Raw genomic sequence first — 20,902 nt, 5'->3', positions numbered from 1 at the left:
TACGACAATAAAACCATCGCCCGTTCAATTTTTTATTTTCTTAACTTAAACTCAACGCGGCGGTTGTATTCTTTATTGGTAGATTTTCCTTCTCCACATCTAGCTTCCATTCTGTTTTCGGGAACGCCAAGACCTTTAAGCCTGTTTTCGACAGATTTTGCACGGTTAAGGGCGAGAACCTGCTCTTCTGTCGTCCATTCTTCCCCATCAGGATTTACATAGCCGGTAATAGTTACCCTGTAGTCTTCGTATTTTTCATCAACCAAAATATCGTAAACTTTTTTGAGAGTCTGTGAATTCTGTTCAGTATTTACAAGTTCCGAACTGTTGATTTTAAAAGACAGTGTCGGAATTGCAATATTTACAGTGCCGTCAGGGTTTTCGCTTATTTCAACGCTTTTAGCAACAACAGGATCTTTTTTGCTCTTTGTAATTTCAACTTTTCCGCTGTCTTGGGCAGAAACTCCAAGGGCGTCCGTCACAGATATTTTGTAACTCAAACTGTTTCCGTCTTTTACAGTTTCGCCCGAACTAGTTTTTCCGTCCCATTCGATTCTCTCAGGCGGAGTTCCAGTTCCACTCTTCGAGTAAATTGTGCGGTTATTCATCTTAACTTCAAATTTCCAGTCTTTTACAAGCGCTTCACTTTCAGACGAAACTTTAAAGCTGAGCTTATCATCAATTCCATCGCCATCTGGAGAAAAACTGTCGCTTTCAGGAATAAGGGTAATCTGAGGAACATTGCTAAAACAACTGAACGAATTTCCTTCCGCGTCTACGCTTCCATTATTTCTGTAATTAACAGAAATTTTTGCAGAAAACCTTCCGTCGGCTAACCGGCCAGAATCCGTTTTTCCGTCCCATTCAATTCTGTCAGGAAGTTTTTTGCCTTTTATAGTTTTTACGGTATTTCCGTATTCATCTGTAATTTCAAGGACATAAGTTTCGATTTTATTTTTGTCGGTCGCGCTAATATTAAAAATCTGCTTCTGCTGTCTTGAATTAGGACTGTTAGGAGAAAAACTTGCATTTAAAGCCTTTAGAGTTACAACACCGGCAGGAAGACTGTAAAGTGCGTCAGCAAGATTTTCCTGACCAAATAATTCCTTTTTTTCGTCTTGAACAGCAACGGCTTCTTCCATTTTTTCAACATCCGCCTTTTCCGGAACAAGAACTGGAGCCGTCGCAACGCTCTTTTCAACCGCTTCCACAACGGGCTCTTCCGCGCCAAACGCAATTTCAACAGGTTCATCTTCCGGCACAACTTTCAACGGTTCTTCCGCTTCTGTTTCGTTTTCGACAAGCTCATTTTCTTTTTGCGGAAGTGGAGGCGCCTTTACAATTTCAAAACGAACAAGTTCTTCGTCTTTTTCATCATCTTCGACTTTTTCTTTTGGCAGTTCGTAATTCACCTTTTCTTTCTGCTCAACAATAACCTCATCATTTTTTACATTTGCAAAATCAAGGTCGATAAGCTCAGGTTTTTCCTTTGCACGCCTTACAATTTCTTCATCGAGAAGAGAAATCAGCCTTTCAATCTCCGGTCTTTGGCTAGATTTCGGCTCAAGTTCAAGATATTTTTCGTAATTTTGTTTTGCATCCTGCAAATGATCCTGCTTCAACTGCGCATTCGCCCTATTTAAATATGCAGGCCCAAAATTTTCATCTTCGCGAATTGCAATCGCATAACAAGCGTCCGCCCTTGCATAGTTTGTCAGCGCATATGCAGAATTTCCAGCATTATAGGCAAGAATTTTATGATCAGTATTTTCCTTTGTCAGACCGCGGGTACAGCATGCAAGAGAACGGGTAAAATCTCCAGTTTGATAATACGCAACTCCCAAATGAATCCACACCTTCGGATTTATATTTTCAAGTTCAACACATTTTTCAAAATACGGAATCGCTTCCGCAGGCTTGTTCAATCCAAAAAGTTTTTCGCCAGTTTCATAGTCCTCATTAAAAACCGTAACAATTTCTTCTTTTTTAGCAGTTTCCTTCGTATTTTTGGAAGCCGCATTTTTTTTTGCAGCAAGATTTTTCTTCGCCTGGGAAAAAAGAAAAAGAGGACAAAAACAAATCAAAATCAAACAAAAAATTTTTTTCATATCCACAATATCGGCTTAAATTTTCTATAAATTAAGAGGTTAAGACGGACGCCAATAAACTTTAAAAGCCCATTTTTTTCTCAGCACTGCAAAAAACTCAAAAACCGGCTGCTTTGGGTTCCGCTTTCGCTTCATTGCCTTCGGCAACTTGCGCCCTCCGCATCCGGCGTAAGTATTTTTGTACTGCGGTTTTTCAAGTTTGACATATCCACGCCAAAAGTTTATTCTGTTCTTTTAGAAAAAACAAAAGTATACATTTTTTATGGAGCCTAAGAAACATGGACAATCCGATTCAGCTTGTAATAATTGCAATACTTCTTGTAGGTGTAACCTTCCTTGCAGTTGCCGTAATAAAATCCCTCGTGCAACCAAAAAAACTCGATTCAATTAAAAAACTCATAAAAAACGGAAAGTATTCCGCTGCCGAAAAAATCGCAAAAGCAATGCTTGCAAAAGATCCGCGCGATTATTTAACACATTACTATCTTGGAAAAGCGTATCTTGCGGACAAAAAAAACGAGCTCGCCTTAATGGAATACAAATTCGTTGCACAAAATGCAATTTTCGATTCAAAAATTCCAGAAAAAGATTTCCGCAAACAGCTTTCACAGCTTTATTTAAAATTCAACCAGCCAGAAGAAGCCTTAAAAGAATTTTTACTTCTTACAAAAATTGATCCTTCAAACGCAGAAAACTATTACAACTGCGGAAAAATCTACGAACAGAAAAACCGCGCGGACATGGCTCTTGGTTTTTACCAGAAAACAATTCAGTTTAACCGCCGGCACGTAAAAGCTCACGCGGCAATGGGACTTTTGCTTTTCCGCTCAAAACAGTTTGCAGAAGCAAAAAAAGAAATCGACCTTGCTATCAGCCTTAGCCCAGAAACTTATTCTTCATATTATTATCTTGGAAAAATCTTAAAAGAAAACAAGGATTATCCAGGAGCCGTAAACGCATTTGAAAAAGCGCTCCGCGACCCTGAATATCGCCAGCGCGCTCTTTTGGAGCGCGGTTCGTGCTATATGATGGCAAATTCCTTAGACAACGCGCTCTCCGAATTCGACCGCGCAGTAAAGGCTTCTAAAGACGAAAGTTCTCAAGAAACACTATATTCAAGATACTTTCTTGCTTCCTGCTATGAGCGCAACCGTGACATCGACAAGGCAATTGAGCAGTGGCAGATTATCTATAAGCACAACCATTCATTCCGCGACGTTTCTGCAAAACTTTCAGAATACAAAGATTTGCAGTCAAATGACTCAATGAAGGAATATTTAACCTGCTCTCAGGAAGAATTTATCGAAATCTGCAAAAAAGCGGCAATGGCAGGTTTTTCAATGGCTGTTCAAAAAGTCGAATCCAAAAAGTGGGGCTGTGTAATGACCTGCACAGAACAAAAGGCAGACGACTGGATGAACGTCCGCAAGCAGCTTTATCTTCTTATTTTTAGCCGCGACACCGACGCAATCGAAGATTCCGTAATCAGAAAATTTCTCGATCAGTCAAAGGCAGTAAACTGTTCAAAAGCAATAATCTGCACTTCTTCAGGCTTTACAAGCTCAGCAACAGGATACGCAGAAAACCGCCCGATTGAACTAATCGGCAAAGAAAAACTCGAAAATATTCTTTCAAAAGCCGGCATTTAGTTTCATGAAAATACTCTGCGTTTCTGATCAGATTGACCCTCTCGTTTACAGTTCTCTTGCAAAAGAACGTTTTGCTTCTGTCGATGCAATTTTGTGCGCAGGAGATTTGCCATCTGATTACATTGATTTTATCGTTTCAACCCTCAACAAACCAGCTTTTTTTATCTTCGGAAACCACAACCTTACAGAATTCAGATATTATCACAAACAAAAAAAAGCCCACAAAGGAGCACATCCGACACTTCGCCAGGAAATAAGCATTCTCGACATGAAAGGCAGTTTTGGAGCAACGTATGCAGGTTTTAAGAACTTGCGCGACAAGCATCTTCTTATCGAAGATTCAAAAACGCACAAAATCCGGCCACTACTCATTTCTGGAGTTTCTGGCTCAATGCGCTACAACAACGGCTTGAACCAGTACACAGAGCGACAGATGAAAATCGCGCTTTTAAAAATGGTTCCAGGTCTTTTATGGAACAAAATCCGTTACGGCAAATATCTGGACATTTTTTTAACACACGCTTCTCCGCGCCATATTCACGACAAGGAAGATCCTTGCCACCGCGGTTTTGAATGTTTTAACTGGTTCATAAAAAAATTCGCTCCCTCGTATTTAATCCACGGACACATTCACCTTTACGACGCAAACGACCAGCGGATTACCGCCGTAAAAAATAGCAAAAAAACAGAAACACTTGTAATAAATGCGTATAGCCACATAGTTTTAAATCTTTTTGCTTCCCTAGAAAATACAATAGGAGAGTCAAATGTCTGAAAACCTTCTTTCTTCAGAAACAAGCGAAGATTTTGCAAAAGCAAGAAATAAAGCCCTCTTTAACGAAATCCAGCATTTTTTAAATCCAGAAGAAACCACGCTGATTTCATTTTCCGACATAAAAAAAATGCTCAAACCTGGAAACGAAACTTATCTTGGAATGAAAACAGTTCCTGTAAAGCTCATAGTAGGAAGCGAATCTAGGTATCAAGATTTTGATAACCGTTTTTTTCCAAAAAAAATGCACTTAAAAACCCGTTGGGAACACATAGACATGGCGCACATAAAAGACATAAACCTTCCGCCAATCACGCTTTATGAACTCGGCGGACTTTATTTTGTGCGCGACGGCAACCACAGAGTGTCAGTAGCAAAGGCAAAGGGCGTTGAGTTTATCGATGCGGAAGTTGTAAGCCTTCAGAGCGAAATTCACCTTAACCCGAAAGATTCTCTTCAAAAACTTACAAAACAGGTAATAAGCTACGAAAAAAGAGTTTTTTATTCTGAAACAGGATTTGGCGATGTTACGGATTACTGGGTTTTGGATTTTTCAGTTCCAGGACAATACGACGTAATTTACAACCACATTTTGACTCATAAATATTACATCAACATGAACAAAACAGAAGAAATCGGCATGGATCAGGCCATGCTTTCGTGGTTTAGAACAGTCTATCTTCCTGTCATCCGAGTAATCGACAGACATCACGTCTTAAAATATTTTAAGGGCCGCACAAAAAGCGACATGTACGTTTATATAATAAAATACTGGGACGAAATCAAAACAAAATTCGGCAACGATTTCACAATTGACGATGCGGCAACCGCCTATACTTCAAAATTCGGAAAAAGTTTTTGGCGCAGGCTTTTAAACAGAATAAAAAAAATTCTATTAAAAAAGAAAATCGAAAAAGAGCAGCTCTAAAAAAATTGTCCATAAAAACTGCATTTTTAACGGTTTCAGCAAAATCTTTATCTTGACGTGAAAAAATAGCAGCATTACAATTCTTTATAAAAACATAACAAAAATGGAGAGCCTAAATTGTTCAACTCAGATGCAATTGCCTACCTTCCCCTTTTAGGAACAGCCATCCTGGCAACAATTCTTTTTATTTTTTTGGCAGTAATAAAAACACGCAAAACAGCAAAAGTAAGCTATCTTTCTTTTTTATCGGTGCTTATACTGATTTTTGACTGCATTTATACGATTTTTAATCCAGGAATTTCAATTTTTGTATTTTTATTGATTCTTGCAGTAGCAGTTTTAATTCCTTATCTCGTAATGCTCGCATTCGGCAAACCAAAAGAAGAAGTTTCAGAAGAGCCTGTTGACGAAGAAATCAAAAAACCGGAAATCATAGTCGAAGACATAAAACCTGACGAAGTAAACCTTATCGAAAAAGGACGTTCTTTTGTAATCCTCGCTTCTGATTCTTTCGGAAGCAAAGAAGGAATGCAGAATCTTTTGGACTCGATAAACAAAACCTGTATGGAAATTACAAACGCTGACGGCGGTGCAGTCCTTATGGTTGACGATTTTGAAGATTCAATTAACGTAAAATCCTTTTTGGGCGTTTTTCCGCCACCATACAAACTTCCAGCAGAACTTCCTCACAAAGAACTTCGTGTTTCAACCAGTTTTAAATTTGCCTCCTTCGCTCTCCGCGACAATATCTTTGGAGAAATCGCATCTTCTGGCAAACCGGAAATCATCAACTCTCCAAAAGACGATCCACGCATTACAGAAAACGGTCCTGAAGATTTCTTAAAACTCGGAAGTTTTATCTTTATTCCAATTCGTTTGAGAGGACGAGGTATTGTAATTGGACTTATCGCCCTTTCAAAAAATCCAGGCAAAGAATTTACTCAGAAAGAATTTGACTGGGCACTTACACTTGCAGGATTTGCAGAATCAGCCCTAAAAACAACAATTAGTTTTCAGGTTTATAACGAAAAAAACGAAATCTCAAAAGAAAGCAAAATTGCAGAAAATTTGCAGAATGTTCTTCTCCCAAAAAAACTTCCGCCTTTGCCAGGACTCTCATTTGGTTCGTTTACAATGCACACGGAAGGCGTATGCTCAGATGCTTTTGATGTTCTTCCTGTGCGTCAAGACCGCACATCTCTTATTCTTATGGATGTAGCCGGAAAAGGAACAAATTCTTTCCTGGTTATGTCAATGCTCCGCTCAATGATTCGCCTACTTGTAAACACGCCCCAGCCTGCTGGAACAATTTTGAGTCTTGCAAATCGGGAAATTTGCGGTGAAATAAATTTTGAACACTTTGCTTCAATTGCTCTTATAAACTACAATGCCACAAAAAAAACAGTTCAGTTTTCTTCGGCAGGAACAACTCCAGTTTTTCTTTATAATGCACAAAAACAGACTATCGAACGAAAATCTCTCGCTTCTGAACCACTGGGCGTTGAAAAAACAACATCTTACAAAGATATTCAGTTTACAGTTTCGCCGGGTGATATTATAATTACATATACTGACGGTTTGGTAGAAGCTTTGGATGCTTCCGGCAAACAGTATTCGCTCAACCGTCTTTTAAATATTGTAAAAACAAACAGCAAGTCATCAGGTAAGCAGATAGCAGACCTGGTAAAGACAGACATGAAAAAGTTTGTCGGTTCGGAATTATTACACGACGATCAAACGTTGCTGGCAGTTAAAATTCAGTAGAATAAAAAAGGAGTTTTTCTTATGGAACTGAAGATTCGGAAAAATGGTGAAGTTTATATCATCGACGTAAATGGAGAAATGGATCTTTACAATTCTTATAAATTAAAAGAATTAGTCATGAAAATGCTTGAAAAGAATGTAAAAAGTTTCATCATAAACCTTGAACAGGTTGACTACATCGACTCGTCTGGAATTGGTGCGTTGATTTACATCTGTTCAACAATCAAAAAAATGAACCTCAAACTTGCCATCTCTAACATTCATGGTTCAGTAAAAAAAGTTATTGAACTCACAAAGCTCATGGGCTACTTTCCTATTGCAAATAGCATCGAAGAAGCACTTCTTATGGTAAACGAATAAACCAAAAAATAAGATTAAAACGGAGTAAAAAAATGGAAGATCAGTACAAACTATTGCGTTCAGATGACAACGACCCGTTGTTTGATACAACAAATATGCTATATAAAGAATTTCCTTCAGATTTTCGTCAGATTCGCTACTTTACGCTTTTAATCGTTCAGTCGGCTCCGCTCGAAATCAAGGAAATCAACCTTCTTGAGCAGCAGATTTCTGAAGTTATCAAAAATGCGGTAAAGCACGGTAATAACTGCGACATAAACAAAAAAGTACGCGTATGGTACTCATTCAGCCCGACACATGCGCATCTTATCGTAAAAGACGAAGGCGAAGGCTTTAAAGATCTCGAAAAATGGAATGAATTCAACAAAAAACGTATTGAATGTCTTCAGACACACAACTTTGAAGAACTTGCAAAATACGTTTCTTTCCGTACAAAAAAATCAGATGACCAGGACGGTGGTAACGCACTCTTTGCAGCACTCGAATACTGGGACGGCGGATACGTTTACAACGGAAAGCGCAATGGAGTAGCGATGCTCAAACGCTTCCAGAAAAAACACCACGGTGTTGCGGTTGAAGAATAATCGTTAAAACAAAAAAGACTGTCCAAACGGGCAGTCTTTTTTTTAGCAATTGCAATCTTTGCTTTTTAAGTTATTTTTTACAGACACTTTTTAGAACGTCAATTGTTTTTTCGGCGGTTTTGTCCCAGCTAAAACGTTTTGTCCATTCGAGTCCGCCTTCTTTTAGTTTTTTGCGCAAATTTGATTCCACCGCAATTTTTTCGATTGCATCTGCCATCTGACTGATATTGTCGCTGTCAAAATAAACCGCATTGTCTCCGGCAATTTCCGGCAAAGAACCGCCAGTCGAACAGGCTACAGGAACTCCAGAAGCCAAAGCCTCAAGCACAGGCAACCCTACTCCCTCATTTATCGAAGGAAAAATACAACCTTCGCTCGCAGAATACAAAAGCGGAAAACTTTCGTGCGGAAAAAATCCTGTAATAAAAATATCTTGATGAAATTTTGATTCCAAAATTGCTTTTTTTACGGATTCAATAGTTTTTCCTTCACTTCCGGTCAAAACTAAACGATGTTCCAAATGAGTTTTTTCTTTAAAAAGCGAAAAAGCCTTTATGAGCTCAACATGTTTTTTTGAAGAAGAAGAAATTTGAGAAGGATAAATAAAATAAGGTCTTTTTATTGCGAACGGTTTAATGTCCAAAAGGGACGGCGAAAGAAGTTCCCGCGGATAAAATTCCGAATGGTTGATTCCGTTGTAGATTACTGTGATTTTTTCTTCTGGAACACCAAGTTTTATTAAATCTTTCCGAATAAAATGGCTCGCCGCAATAACTTTTGAAACATTTTTTAAACCGAGGAGAATTCTTTTTGTGTGATTTTTTAGAATTTCATCTTCGTAAAGCTCTGAAAGAACGTCATAAACTACAGCAACGCTTGGAACTGTGCAAAAAAGAGGAATATAGCGCGCGCCAGCAGCATACAAAACCGCATCGTATTTGTGATACCTTGCAAAAATATTTGAACAGCCGTAGTGCCACAGAGTTTCGCAAAAATGACTGTCGGGAAGTTTTACAGAAGAATAGGAAAGCCCGTTTTCTGCACCGTAAGTGTAGCGGTCGATTTCCGAGCCAAAAATCTCAAAAGCACAGTCAGCAGAGTTTTTTAACTGGGATGATAAAGAAGAAAGATAAGAACCAATTCCAGATTTTCCATGTCCACAGCCAAAACTGTCAATTCCGATTTTCATATTCCTTTGATTATAGCAAACATTTTTTTTACGTGCTATAGTTTTTGTATGTCAGAAAAAACAACATTTAATTCATTGAAAATTTCAGAAAATTTAATAAAAAAACTCGAAGAAAATCAAATCACAGAACCAACAGCTGTTCAGACCCAGGCGATTCCGGTTATTGCAGAAGGAAAATCTCTGCTTTTTCAGAGCGAAACAGGAACTGGAAAAACATACGCTTACGTTTTGCCGCTTTTAACAAAAATCGAATCCGAGGAAAATCCGCAAAAAAATATAAAACTTATGGTTGTAGCTCCAACTTTTGAACTTGCAAGCCAGATTAAAACCCAGATTAAAAACATAAGCGAAATAAAAACAGCGCTTTTAATCGGTGGCGCGCCGATAAAAAGACAGGTTGAAAATTTAAAAGAAAAACCTGCCGTTATAATAGGAACTCCGGCAAGACTTCTGGAACTTTTTAACCTGAAAAAATTAAAGCTCGAAAATCTCGATGCAGTTGTACTTGACGAAGTAGACCGGCTTATTGCGCCTGAACTGCGCGATTTTACGATGGCTCTTTTAAATTCGCCAAAAAAACACGTTCAGTTGATTGCAGCAAGTGCGACAATCACAAAATCAACACAAAAACTGCTTGCAGGAACAAAAATAAAGAGCGACGGAAGCTTAGAACATGAAGTTGAAACTCTTTTTTTGCCGCCGGAAGACGTTTTAAGAAAACGAATTACTCATCTTGCGATTTTTTCAGAACGACGCGACAAAATCGACACGCTCAGAAAAGTTATTTTAGCTGAAAAACCGTCAAAATGCCTTGTTTTTACAGGAAAACTCGACCAGGTAGAAAACATTGTCTCAAAACTGAATTTTAAGGGAATCGAATGTTTTGGTCTGCATGCAAAAACCGACAAAGTTGCAAGAAAATCTATGATAGACAGGTTTAGAAGCGGAAAAATAAAAATTCTCGTAACAAGCGACCTGGCAAGCCGAGGACTTGATATTCCAGAAATAAGCCACATAATACAGATGGATATGCCTTCAAACGAAGATTTTTTTGTACACAGGGCAGGACGCACAGCACGTGCAGGAAAAACAGGAATAAACATTGTAATCGGCGACGAATACGAAATGAATCAATTTGCCCGGCTTGAAAAAAAACTCGGTCTAAAAGTTTATCCAAAAATGCTTTTTAAAGGAAAACTCGTCTCTCCTGCCGAAATGGAAGAGCAAGGCGAATAAAGGGCGCGGACAGCGATTTTTTACTGAACAAAAAACTTAGCCCCGGCTGTAATGGCGGCAAAGCCGTTCCAAAGCGTAGCGAAGGAATAAAACCATGAAAGACGGGTCGCGGCACACAAAATGTGCTCCAGAATTTAAAAACGCCTTAATTGAAACACGCTGTCTTTATTGCTATAATAAAAAGATACCAAAATTTGATTTTTCGCGGAGTTTAAAAAGTGTTTCTTAAATGTCTGGATATTTTCGGTTTTAAATCTTTTGCCGACAGAACTCATATTGAATTTGCAGATGGAATTACCGCCCTGCTCGGACCAAACGGCTGTGGAAAAAGCAATGTTGTCGATGCAGTAAAATGGGTTCTTGCAGAAAACAAGGCAAAAAATCTCCGTGCAGATACAATGGAATCTGTTATTTTTAACGGAACAGAAACACGCCCGCCTCTCAATATCGCGGAAGTTACGCTCACAATTGCAAACGAAAACGGACTTTTGCCTCTTGAAGATTCTGAAATTGCATTAAAACGCCGTCTGTACCGCTCTGGTGAAAGCGAGTATTATATTAACAACAGACAGGTTGGTCCGACAGAAATTCGCCGCCTTTTTATGGACACTGGCGTTGGAAAAGCAGCCTATTCCGTTATGGAACAGGGAAAAATTGACCAGATTCTTTCGTCTAAACCAGAAGACAGACGCTATCTTTTTGAAGAAGCGGCCGGAATCAGCCGTTCAAAGGCGGAATGTGCCGAAGCAGAACGCGAACTTGAACGCACAAGACAAAATCTTGCCCAGATTGAAGTTGCCCTGATTGAAAACAAACGCAGTTACGAAACCTTAAAAGTTCAGAGCGAAAAAACAATCAAGTACCGCCAATTTAAGGATGATATTTTTAACTGCGAACTCGACATTCAGCTTTTGCGCCTTAAAGAATTTACACAGGACAAGGCGCGTCAGGAAACGACAAAAAAAGAACTCGAAGAAAAGCGCTCTGTCGTTCAAAAGGAAATTGAAGAAATTCAGGCGGCTCTCTTTGAAAACAACGACAAAATCAAAGATTTGCAGACAAAAATGAATTCCCTGCAGGTTGAACTTGCTACAGTCCAGACAGAAAAGACAAACAAACTTCAACGCGCACAGGAATACAATCTTCAAGCAAACCAGATAAAAGAAAAAATCGGGATTCTTGAAGTAAAGCAGAATTCGATTCAGGAAAAAATTGACACTTTTAACGAAGAAATTGACGAGCGTGAAGCCGATTTACATTCAAAAAACAGACAACTCGACAGTGTAAAGCAAAATATAGAATCCTTTACGCAAAATATAACTTCTTCAAGTGCAAAAATTACAGAAAACGACACTCTTGCAGCAAAAAGTGCAGACGAAATTGAAGATTTAAACAGACAAATTGCAGATTATCAAAAGCAATTGGGCGAAATAACCGAAGACATTGTAAAAGAGCTCGATGCAAAATTAAAAGATTCGGGATATTCAAGCAATGCGGCAAAATCTGCAAAAGAAGAAGTTGAAAATTCTCTCGCAAAACTCAAAATCTTTGCTGAAGGACGAAAAAATATTTTTTCTGACTACGCATCGATTACAGGCCATTCAGAAAGCGAAAACGAAAAGCTCATTCAGGACGCAATCAAGGCTTTTGAGGAAATTTCTTCAATCAGCGTAAATATTGAAGAAGCCGTTTCGAAATACGAAAAGGCGATGCCGGATTTTATAGAAGATTTTACATCTCCTGAAGGAATTATCACAAAAAAACGTGGAATCGATTCAAAAATCCAGGACATAAACTCGCAAATTGAAAAAATCAACGAAAGAATTGCCTCTTACAAAAGCGAAAACGTCGAACTTGTAAAAAAAATAAACGAATACCGTGAAACCTTAAACCAGTTGCGCGTAACCGAAGCTTCGATGGCTCAGGCAATTTTTGGAGTTAAGCAGAATGTTGAAATTTTGCGCCGCTCTCTCGTAAGCGAACAAAATAACCTTCGCCAAAATCAGGAAGAATTTGAACAGGAACAGAGAAGACGCGACGAACTTAACGAACAGATTATCGACGTTCAGAGCGAACTTGCGGCAATTGAACACCGCGGTCAAAAATGCGCCGATGAAATGAGCGAAATCAACAGCGAAATCGTACGCTGCAATTCTTCTGTAAGCGGAACTCAGAACAAACTCGACAAAAAACAGGAAGAACAGAGAAAAATTCAATCCCAGTACGAAAAACTGGCAATGGATTTAGTAACAAGCGACAACGACATAAGAAACATAAAGCAGAACTTTATCGACACTCACAGTCGCGACCTTATGGAATTTGAAGAACGGATGTACAAAATAACGACGTCTTCGGCAGTTTTGCGCGAAAAACTTGCAAAATCCCGCGAAGAGTTAAAAGCGCTCGGAAGTGTAAACCTGATGGCGCCAGAAGAATTTGGAGAACAAAAAGAACGCTACGAAAAATTGCAGTCAAGTTACGATGACACAAACAAATCGCTAGAAAACTTAATCCGTGTTTCTGAGGAAATCAAGACAAAGTCGACGGAAATGTTCCTCGACACTTACAACAAAATCAAAAAAAATTTTCACAATATGTTCCGCCGTCTTTTTGGTGGTGGACGTGGAGAACTGCGCCTTGTAGATCCGCAAAACGTGCTTACTTCGGGAATCGACATTTATGCCGAACCGCCTGGAAAAAAACTCCAAAACATTGCGCTTCTTTCCGGCGGTGAAAAAACTATGACAGCAGTCGCTCTCCTCTTTGCAACTTATCAGGTAAGACCAAGTCCGTTCTGTCTTCTTGACGAAATTGACGCCGCTCTCGACGACAAAAACGTTTCAAGCTTTGTAACCGCATTGCGTTCATTCGCAAAACTTTCGCAGTACATTGTAATTACGCACAACAAAAAAACCGTAATGGGAGCAAGCACAATGCTCGGTGTAACCATGCAGGAATCTGGTGTTTCTAAAGTTATGACAATGCGGCTCGACAAAGAAATTTCTGCCGAACCAGACGAATCGGAAAAAGAATTTATTGAAGAAGATGTTCCTTTGGAAGAAAATGTTTACATTCCTCCGAGGCCAGCAAAACGAATTCACAATCCGGACGGAACTATAACCGATCCTGAAATTGAAAAATTCCGTGCAGAAGCAAAAGAAGCCGCAAAAAAGTCAAAGGCAGCAAAAATCGCCGACGATGAAAAGAAATCGGCGGAAAAAACTGTTTCTGATGACAAAAAATCGGAGAATCAAGAAAAAGCCGAAGAAAAACAGAAGTAAAAATGGTTGATTTTGATGAATTAAAAGAAAAAACAAGTGATTTTATTCGCGAAAAACCTCTTTTAGCAAGAATCAGTGCAATTTTTTTAATTTTTTTTGTAATTGCGCTGACAGTAGTTTTTATTCAATCAGGAAAACCAAAGGCAAAAACCTTTGAAAAACCAGAAAATGTCTTGATTTCAGAGCCAATGACGCCCGAATACCTGGAAATCGAAAAAGATTATTATTTGTCACGAAAAACAGAAAACTCGTGGAGCGACGAAGAAATAGACAAATATTTTTCAAAACCAGATTCAAAACTCATTGAAGAACTTGAAAATTCAAACGACAAAATCATCGACGAAATTACAGGAGCAGCGCCTTGATGCAAACTAAAGCCAGAACTTTTTTGTTTTTATTTACATCAATTTTTTCTCTTTATATTTTAAATTCTTGTGCATCTTCGCCAAAAAACGACGAAACTTTAACGCAAGCAGAACAGTTTTCGGACAAAAAAACTGAAGAAATCCCAGAAAACGCATCGGAAAACAAAGAGATTTCTCAAAATCCTCTTGCAAATGAAGAAAACTTAGAAAAAAGCTTAGAATTAGAAATAGAAGAAAATTTGCAAGATTCAGAAAATACGCAAAACAAACCAGAAAATGACGAAAATCAGTTTTCTGAAAAAATCGCTGAAGACGAACTTTTGGCAGACAGCGAAAACGAAACAGAAGAAACTCAGGAAGACTTTGTTGAACCGGAAGTAAAAGATTCACCGTTTGAGGAAGAAACAAAGACAGCCACAGACGAACAAAATATTGAAACAAGCGAAAAACCGCAAGACATTCCAGAAACAAACGAAGGCGAACCAGAACTCCTGCCAAAAACAGAAGAATATGAAAAAACTTCCGATCCTCAGACAGACGAAAATTTGGAGCTGAACGAAAATTCTATGGAAAATCAGGAAAACTTGTCTCAAAACGGACAAGAACCTGAGAGTAAAGACGAACTTTCTGAAGAAATTGAGGAAGAAGAGCCGAAAGAAAATACAGAACAGACCGAAAACAATTCTCAAAAGACTCCGAGCCGTTCAATGACCACAAAAAACAACCAGTACGTTGACATTATTTACCCGGGACGCGGCTGGATTTACATGGGAGAAGACGAAGGCAAAGACCAGATTTTGAGATATTTTGGACGAAAACTCGGAACAGAAAACACGACTTTTACGCTACGCACAACAAAAAGCGGAGAAACAGTCCTTCATTTTTACAAAAATGACGTTTTAAAAGGCGAATACATTGACGATTATCTGGAGATAAAAGTTCTCGAAGAATCGGCAAAGCCAAATGAGCGGGCAAAAGCTCCTTCTTATGAAGAATCAGTTCCGCAAAAACCTGTTCGCCTAGAAAAAAAAGCAGAAACTCAGGAAGAAACTCAGGAAGAAACTCAAAAAACTAACGAAATACAAAATATTGAAGAAAAAACTTCTGGCAATGAGCAAAAACTTTCTTCACAAGACAAAACAAACTTAAAGCAAAACGACGTTTCAAACAACGTTTTAAAAGAAGTTTCAAACCCAGAACAGAAAAAATCCTTAAAAATCGATACAAAAAACCTTTTGGAACAGGCAAAAAAAGATTTTGAAGCAAAATCCTACGCTCAAGCGCTTTCAGAAGTTCAGCAGTATCTCGACACTCAAAATACACGCATTGACGAAGCTCTTTTTCTTCAAGGACAGATTTTGGAAGCTGACAGCGAAGTAAAAAACATAAAAAGCGCAATAGATTCGTATAATTCGCTTATAAAAAATTATCCTGCAAGCACATTCTGGCAGGAAGCAAACAGACGAAAAATTTATCTGAATCGCTATTATGTAAATATTTATTAAGAAATTGGAGGATTAGATAAAAATGAAAAAACTCTTAAATGCAAAATTGGTTTTGGCAGTACTTGGCGCAGTTTTTTTTACATCTTGCACAATAAAAACTACGGAAAACAACCGCAGGACAGTAAGCGTAAGCGGAACAGGGTCTGTCGAAGTTGAAGCAGACAACGCGACAATTATTCTTTCTGTAATTACAAGAGGAAAAGATGTCGGAAATACGGCAAAAGAGAACGCAGAAAAAATGACAAAAGTTCATGAATCTGTCTTAACCTTGGGAATTTTGCCGGAAGACGTTTCTACAGAACATTACACAATCAACCAGGAATCAAATTATTTGAACGGCAAAGTAATTTACGGAGATTATGTTGCCACAAACCGAATCAAAATTTTTGTAAAAGATTTAACCATGGCAGGAAATGTAATTGACGCAGCAATAAAAGCCGGTGCAAACCAGCTTTCTTCTTTTCAATATGGAATAAGCAACAAAGAAGCGTTTGTAAAGCAGGCACGCACGCTTGCAGTTCAAAATGCACGAGATACGGCAAATCTCCTCGTAACAACAAGCGGAGCTTTTCTTGGAAAAGTAATTTCGATAAGCGAGCAATCAAATAATTTTGGATTTTACAGAGTCAACGCAAAACAACGTGCCAATTTAGCCGAAGCAGCAGTAGAAGACAGCGCATCATCCTTTGTTTCAACGCCAATTTCTGGCGGAAAAACAACAATCAGTTTTACAGTCGATGCTATTTTTGAAATAAAGTAAAAATTCAAAAAAAAGTTGCAATTGCCTTAAAACCGTTAAAAGAATAAAATAAACGAATAAAAATTTTAAGAGAGATTGGGAGATAGATACAAATGCTCGATTTGAAATTTGTAAAAGAACATCTTGCAGAAGTAAAAGAAAACATAAAAAACCGCAATATGGTTGCCGATGCAGATCTCGTTGTAAAACTTTACGATGAACGAACTGCACTTACGACAAAACTTCAGTCATTACAGCAGAAAAGAAACGAAAATGCCGCAAACATGAAGCAGAAACTTGATTCAGAAACACGCCAGAAATTCATTGAAGAAGGCAAAAAAATTAAGGAAGATGTTTCTCAGTCAGAAAAAGAACTTGCAGAAGTTGAAGCAAAACTCGAAGACGCTGCAAGACAGCTTCCGAATATGTGCCATCCAGACACTCCAATCGGAAAACTCGACACAGAAAATCTCGAAGTAAAGAAAGTTGGAGTTCCACGCAAATTTACATTCAAACCAAAAAGCCATGTAGAGCTTGGCGAAGAACTCGATTTGATTGATTTTGAACGCGGAACAAAAGTTTCTGGTCCAAAATTCTATTATCTCAAAAACGAAGCAGTATTTCTTGAAGAAGCGCTCATCATGTACGCTCTCAACATTCTCCGCAAGCACGGCTTTACAACATTTATTACTCCAGATGTTGCAAAAGAAGAAGTTTTGAAAGGAATCGGTTTTAATCCGCGCGGAAACGAATCAAATGTTTATGCAATCGAAGACGAAGGAACTTGTCTTGTTGCAACAGCAGAAATCACCCTCGGTGGTTACCATTCCGGAGAAATCTTAGACAAATCTGCGCTTCCACTCTTCTATTGCGGACTTTCTCACTGCTTTAGACGCGAAGCTGGTGCTGCAGGACAGTTCTCAAAAGGACTTTACAGAGTTCACCAGTTTGATAAAGTTGAAATGTTCGTTTACTGTCTGCCAGAAGATTCAAACAAACTCCACGAAAAACTCCGCTTAATCGAAGAAGAAATTTTTGAAGGCTTAGGAATTCCATTCCACGTAGTTGACACCTGCACAGGCGACCTCGGCGCTCCTGCTTACAGAAAATGGGATCTCGAAGCGTGGATGCCAAGCCGCGCAACAGAAGAAAAACCAGAAGGCGACTACGGTGAAGTTACATCAACTTCAAACTGCACAGACTTCCAGTCACGCCGCTTGAACGTAAAATACCACGATGATGACGGCAAAAATAAATATGTCCACATGCTAAACGGAACCGCAATTGCGGTAGGACGGGCAATGCTCGCAATTATGGAAAACTATCAAAACGAAGACGGTTCAATTACAGTTCCGCCTGCACTAGTTCCATTCTGCGGCTTTGACAAAATCGGACCAAAAACAGAAAAAAAAGATCCAATTTACCACTCTGCAAAAAAATAAAGCAGCTTTAACAAGATAAAAAACGGTGATTTGTATTAGTCACCGTTTTTTTATCTGACGTTTCGACTCGCTCCCCCTCCCTAATTCTTTTTATCTTCCAGATAGCGTACATCTTCTTCTTTTATATTTTTGTAACGGCAGACGGCGCAACATTTTTGATTCAAATCATCTTCAAAAATATTTTCAACCGTAAAAACTGCGTAAACAGTTCGTTCTTTTATCGGACCTTTAGAAATAGGAAAGCCAAGAACAACAGAATATTCTTCATCCTTATTTACGATGATATTTTCTTTTTTGGCGGCAAGTACAAGCCTTTCGTGGTCTATGTAAATTATCTGCGGAGGATTTTTCCGGCCTTCGATTGACTGATTTTGGCTAAAATTTTTATCCGAAAGAAAACGCACTACCGAAATCAAAAAAAGACCGTTTCCGATGGATTTTCCGTCAGAACGCAAAAGCATAACAAATTTTTCAAGGTATTTTTTTGCTTCCTGCTGGTTTGACTCTTCAACATCGCTCCACTTTGGATTTACAAAAAGCGGATATTCCGGTGAAAACCCGCAATTTACGCTCGAAGAAATATTTTTTTCTGAAGAAGAATTCAAATTAAAGCACAAAACTGCCGAAAAATTTTCAGTTTTTTTTGTTTCTTTTTCCTGAATTTTGCTGATAACCGAAGGAATTACAAGCGCAAGTCCAGATTTTACGGTTTTGACAGTCGTTATAAAATAGAGTCCGAGCCTATTAAAATAAAATTGAACCCGGACTTTTTTTTCATCAAAGACCTTTATACTTTCCGGCGGATTTTTTAAGAGAATTATTCCCTGATCAAGGACTGTTATCTGCTCTCCAGGAAGAGCAACAGGAAAAACGCCCGAAGCCACAGTTCGTATTCTGTGTTCCTTTTCGGCTTTTTCCTGACCAAGTTCAATTTCTTCTGTCAAAGTTACAGGAACATTTGCGTCCATTAAATATTGAAGGACAAGCTGACGTTCAATTCCTGTTAATTGCAAAGAATTTTTTTGTGCGCCTGATTGATTTTTTGATTCCTGATTTTGCAACTAACTCTCCTATAAAAAGTCAAGATTAAAACTTCAGTTTTAGGATTGACTTTTTAAGTTGTTTCGCAACGAAGTGAGAAACAAAAGATAATAAAAAAGTTTGCAACGCAAACTTTTAAAGATAAAAACAGACGCCACTTTCGGCTGTTTTTATTTTACATCCTTTTTGAATTTTTTCTGCATTTTTAAAATCTGCAACTGGTTGATTTTCCAGTTTCCATTAGGATTTTTGAAAAAATAAAGAACTACATCAACAAAACCCTTTTTTTGCACAAAGCGGACAGGAACTTCACAGAGAGAATTCATTTCAAAAGGTTCGCCCAGAATATATTCATCAAAAAGAATAATTTCCTGAATAGTTTGTTTTTCGGCGTCAGAAGAATTTTCTCCTGTTTTTTCTTGATTTTGAAGTTCTTCGGATTTTTTTTCATCAATTTCTGGATAAGGAAAATCAAAAGTTTTTTCCCAGTAATTTTTTAATTCAAAAGAAAAAAGCGCGAGTTCATAAATATCGGACGAATCAAAAAGATTTGAAGCAAATTTGTTTTTACACAACGAAGAAGCAAATTCTTCGGTCATTTTTTTTATTTCTGAATTAAAATTAGAAGTATTTAAAGAACCAAATCCTTCGACATAAGGAAAAACCGGTTCCAATTTTTTTGAATAAGTTGAATTTAAGAAAACCTGAGGAGTAAGTTTTATTTTTTTCTCAATACTGTTTACAACAGAAATATCCTGAGAAAGCCTGTCTTTTTCAAGCTCAAAAGTCCAGTCAGTTTCGGTGATTTTTTTTTCGGCAACCGACTTTAACGAAGATGAATTCTGATTCATATCGCCAATATCGCTGTTTTTACAGGAAACAAAAATGAGACAGAAAACAGCAAAATAAAAAACAAACTTTTTTAGCATCGATAACTTATTTTATCATAACAAAATATAAAATTAAAGACTGAAAAAAATCAACTTTTCGCAGAAAACTGATTTTTTTAGAAAATTTGCACTCAATCTTTTTTTGTTTTATAATTTAATGAATGTTGTTTTAGAAGATTTTACTAAAAACGGAGTAATTTGTGATGAATATTCATAACTTAATGGAAGAAGTTGTAGGTCATCGGATTAATAAACTTTACAATCAGATAAAAGAGGTTAATGCCTGCTGGCTTACCTGCGACTGCGAAAATTGCCGGGCAGATGCCATAAGTTATGTTTTAAACCGTGTTGCTCCAAAATACGTCGTAAGTGGCCGTGGAGTTATTCATGCGCGCGATATTCTGCAAGATGCCCAGATAAAAGCCGATATTGACGCTCTCGGAATCGAAGGAATCAGAATAATAAGTTCGACAAAAAGACCGTTCCACTCTTCTGCAAGAACAGAATGCATTGTAGAAGCTAGCGAAAAACCAGTTTTTAACTTTCCAATAATCCAAGGCTCAGTTCTCGAAGGAAACACCTTTGAGCCGCTCGCAAACGCAACCGTAACACTTAAAATGGACGGAAAAGAAGTTGATATGGCGGACATTACCTGGGCAAATCCACTAAATACATACAGCAGTACAAAAGGCTCTTATAGTTTTTGGCCAAAAGCAATCGAAGCAAAAAACGCGGACGAAACTAAAAAATTTAATTTTTCAATTGAAGTAAAACGTCCAGGCTATGATCAAGTAAATTACGCTTTTGATACAATTCTTATCTCAGAAAATAAAATTCGAAGAGAACTTGACACCACCGTTTCTTTAAAAATCATGGATCTGGTAATGTTCAGAGAAGAAATAAAAAACACAATGAACAGAATAATAAAAGACTAAAAAAAATTAAAAATTTTTAACTTTTTAAATAAAAAGGTATTGAACTTTTTTCTTACATTTGTTATATTAACTAAGTCGTTTGACGAAACGGGCATTTAGCTCAGTTGGTAGAGC

Annotated in this window: 17 protein-coding genes; 13 read left to right on the top strand and 4 right to left on the bottom strand. The window is 38.0% G+C overall.

From position 1 onward, the window contains the following. Positions 1 to 32: 32 nt before the first annotated feature. A complete protein-coding gene (locus ACT6XC_RS02370; RefSeq protein WP_443740664.1) occupies positions 33 to 2,108 on the bottom strand; it encodes a FlgD immunoglobulin-like domain containing protein in 2,076 nt (691 codons plus the stop codon). A gap of 278 nt (positions 2,109 to 2,386) precedes the next feature. On the opposite strand from ACT6XC_RS02370, the gene ACT6XC_RS02365 reads away from it, so the two are divergent. The 6 genes from ACT6XC_RS02365 (at position 2,387) to ACT6XC_RS02340 (ending at position 8,165) form a co-directional block, all read left to right on the top strand. Next, complete coding sequence (locus ACT6XC_RS02365; protein ID WP_443740663.1) at positions 2,387 to 3,757, top strand: tetratricopeptide repeat protein; 1,371 nt, start codon at positions 2,387 to 2,389, stop codon at positions 3,755 to 3,757. 4 nt (positions 3,758 to 3,761) lie between these two features. After that, positions 3,762 to 4,532, top strand: a complete 771-nt coding sequence (locus ACT6XC_RS02360; protein WP_443737507.1) for a metallophosphoesterase — start codon at positions 3,762 to 3,764, stop codon at positions 4,530 to 4,532. Then, the gene (locus ACT6XC_RS02355; protein WP_443737506.1) at positions 4,525 to 5,457 is read left to right on the top strand and encodes a transcriptional regulator; all 933 of its coding nucleotides are present in this window, start codon (positions 4,525 to 4,527) and stop codon (positions 5,455 to 5,457) included. Before ACT6XC_RS02360 ends, ACT6XC_RS02355 begins: the two co-directional genes overlap by 8 nt. Positions 5,458 to 5,574: 117 nt before the next feature. After that, complete coding sequence (locus ACT6XC_RS02350; protein WP_443740662.1) at positions 5,575 to 7,221, top strand: GAF domain-containing SpoIIE family protein phosphatase; 1,647 nt, start codon at positions 5,575 to 5,577, stop codon at positions 7,219 to 7,221. A gap of 21 nt (positions 7,222 to 7,242) precedes the next feature. Then, positions 7,243 to 7,581, top strand: coding sequence for an anti-sigma factor antagonist (locus ACT6XC_RS02345; RefSeq protein WP_078930302.1), 339 nt, complete (start codon positions 7,243 to 7,245; stop codon positions 7,579 to 7,581). Positions 7,582 to 7,613: 32 nt separating this feature from the next. Next, positions 7,614 to 8,165: an ATP-binding protein gene (locus ACT6XC_RS02340; RefSeq protein ID WP_078930301.1), complete on the top strand. Its 552-nt coding sequence runs from the start codon at positions 7,614 to 7,616 to the stop codon at positions 8,163 to 8,165. Positions 8,166 to 8,235: 70 nt separating this feature from the next. Here ACT6XC_RS02340 and ACT6XC_RS02335 read toward each other — a convergent pair whose 3' ends face one another. Further along, positions 8,236 to 9,354 carry a glycosyltransferase family 4 protein gene (locus ACT6XC_RS02335; RefSeq protein WP_443740661.1) on the bottom strand — a complete coding sequence of 373 codons (1,119 nt, stop codon included), beginning with the start codon at positions 9,352 to 9,354 and terminating at the stop codon, positions 8,236 to 8,238. A 48-nt stretch (positions 9,355 to 9,402) separates the two neighbouring features. On the opposite strand from ACT6XC_RS02335, the gene ACT6XC_RS02330 reads away from it, so the two are divergent. The 6 genes from ACT6XC_RS02330 (at position 9,403) to serS (ending at position 17,922) form a co-directional block, all read left to right on the top strand. After that, the gene (locus ACT6XC_RS02330) at positions 9,403 to 10,590 is read left to right on the top strand and encodes a DEAD/DEAH box helicase (RefSeq protein ID WP_443737503.1); all 1,188 of its coding nucleotides are present in this window, start codon (positions 9,403 to 9,405) and stop codon (positions 10,588 to 10,590) included. 218 nt (positions 10,591 to 10,808) lie between these two features. Beyond that, entirely contained in the window at positions 10,809 to 13,871 is a 3,063-nt protein-coding gene (locus ACT6XC_RS02325) for a chromosome segregation SMC family protein (protein WP_443737502.1), read from the top strand. 2 nt (positions 13,872 to 13,873) lie between these two features. Then, positions 13,874 to 14,236: a hypothetical protein gene (locus ACT6XC_RS02320; protein WP_443740660.1), complete on the top strand. Its 363-nt coding sequence runs from the start codon at positions 13,874 to 13,876 to the stop codon at positions 14,234 to 14,236. Continuing rightward, positions 14,233 to 15,741: a hypothetical protein gene (locus tag ACT6XC_RS02315; protein ID WP_443740659.1), complete on the top strand. Its 1,509-nt coding sequence runs from the start codon at positions 14,233 to 14,235 to the stop codon at positions 15,739 to 15,741. The genes ACT6XC_RS02320 and ACT6XC_RS02315 overlap by 4 nt, the downstream gene beginning before the upstream one ends. 22 nt (positions 15,742 to 15,763) lie before the next feature. Next, positions 15,764 to 16,501 (top strand): SIMPL domain-containing protein, encoded by a 738-nt coding sequence (locus tag ACT6XC_RS02310; RefSeq protein WP_443737499.1) that lies wholly within the window; start codon positions 15,764 to 15,766, stop codon positions 16,499 to 16,501. 92 nt (positions 16,502 to 16,593) lie between these two features. After that, positions 16,594 to 17,922, top strand: coding sequence for a serine--tRNA ligase (gene serS / locus ACT6XC_RS02305; RefSeq protein WP_443740658.1), 1,329 nt, complete (start codon positions 16,594 to 16,596; stop codon positions 17,920 to 17,922). 80 nt (positions 17,923 to 18,002) lie between these two features. Here serS and ACT6XC_RS02300 read toward each other — a convergent pair whose 3' ends face one another. Continuing rightward, complete coding sequence (locus tag ACT6XC_RS02300; protein WP_443740657.1) at positions 18,003 to 18,983, bottom strand: hypothetical protein; 981 nt, start codon at positions 18,981 to 18,983, stop codon at positions 18,003 to 18,005. A 150-nt stretch (positions 18,984 to 19,133) separates the two neighbouring features. Continuing rightward, positions 19,134 to 19,814, bottom strand: coding sequence for a hypothetical protein (locus ACT6XC_RS02295; RefSeq protein WP_443740656.1), 681 nt, complete (start codon positions 19,812 to 19,814; stop codon positions 19,134 to 19,136). A gap of 242 nt (positions 19,815 to 20,056) precedes the next feature. Here ACT6XC_RS02295 and ACT6XC_RS02290 point away from each other — a divergent pair, with 242 nt between their 5' ends. Next, positions 20,057 to 20,788 (top strand): late competence development ComFB family protein, encoded by a 732-nt coding sequence (locus ACT6XC_RS02290; RefSeq protein ID WP_443737495.1) that lies wholly within the window; start codon positions 20,057 to 20,059, stop codon positions 20,786 to 20,788. The last annotated feature ends 114 nt before the right edge of the window (positions 20,789 to 20,902 follow it).

This window comes from Treponema berlinense, from assembly GCF_052273165.1.
Classification (GTDB): Bacteria; Spirochaetota; Spirochaetia; order Treponematales; family Treponemataceae; genus Treponema_D; species Treponema_D berlinense_A.
Note: the sequence above shows the minus strand (reverse complement) of the source record. Positions and strands in the feature narration are given on the sequence as shown.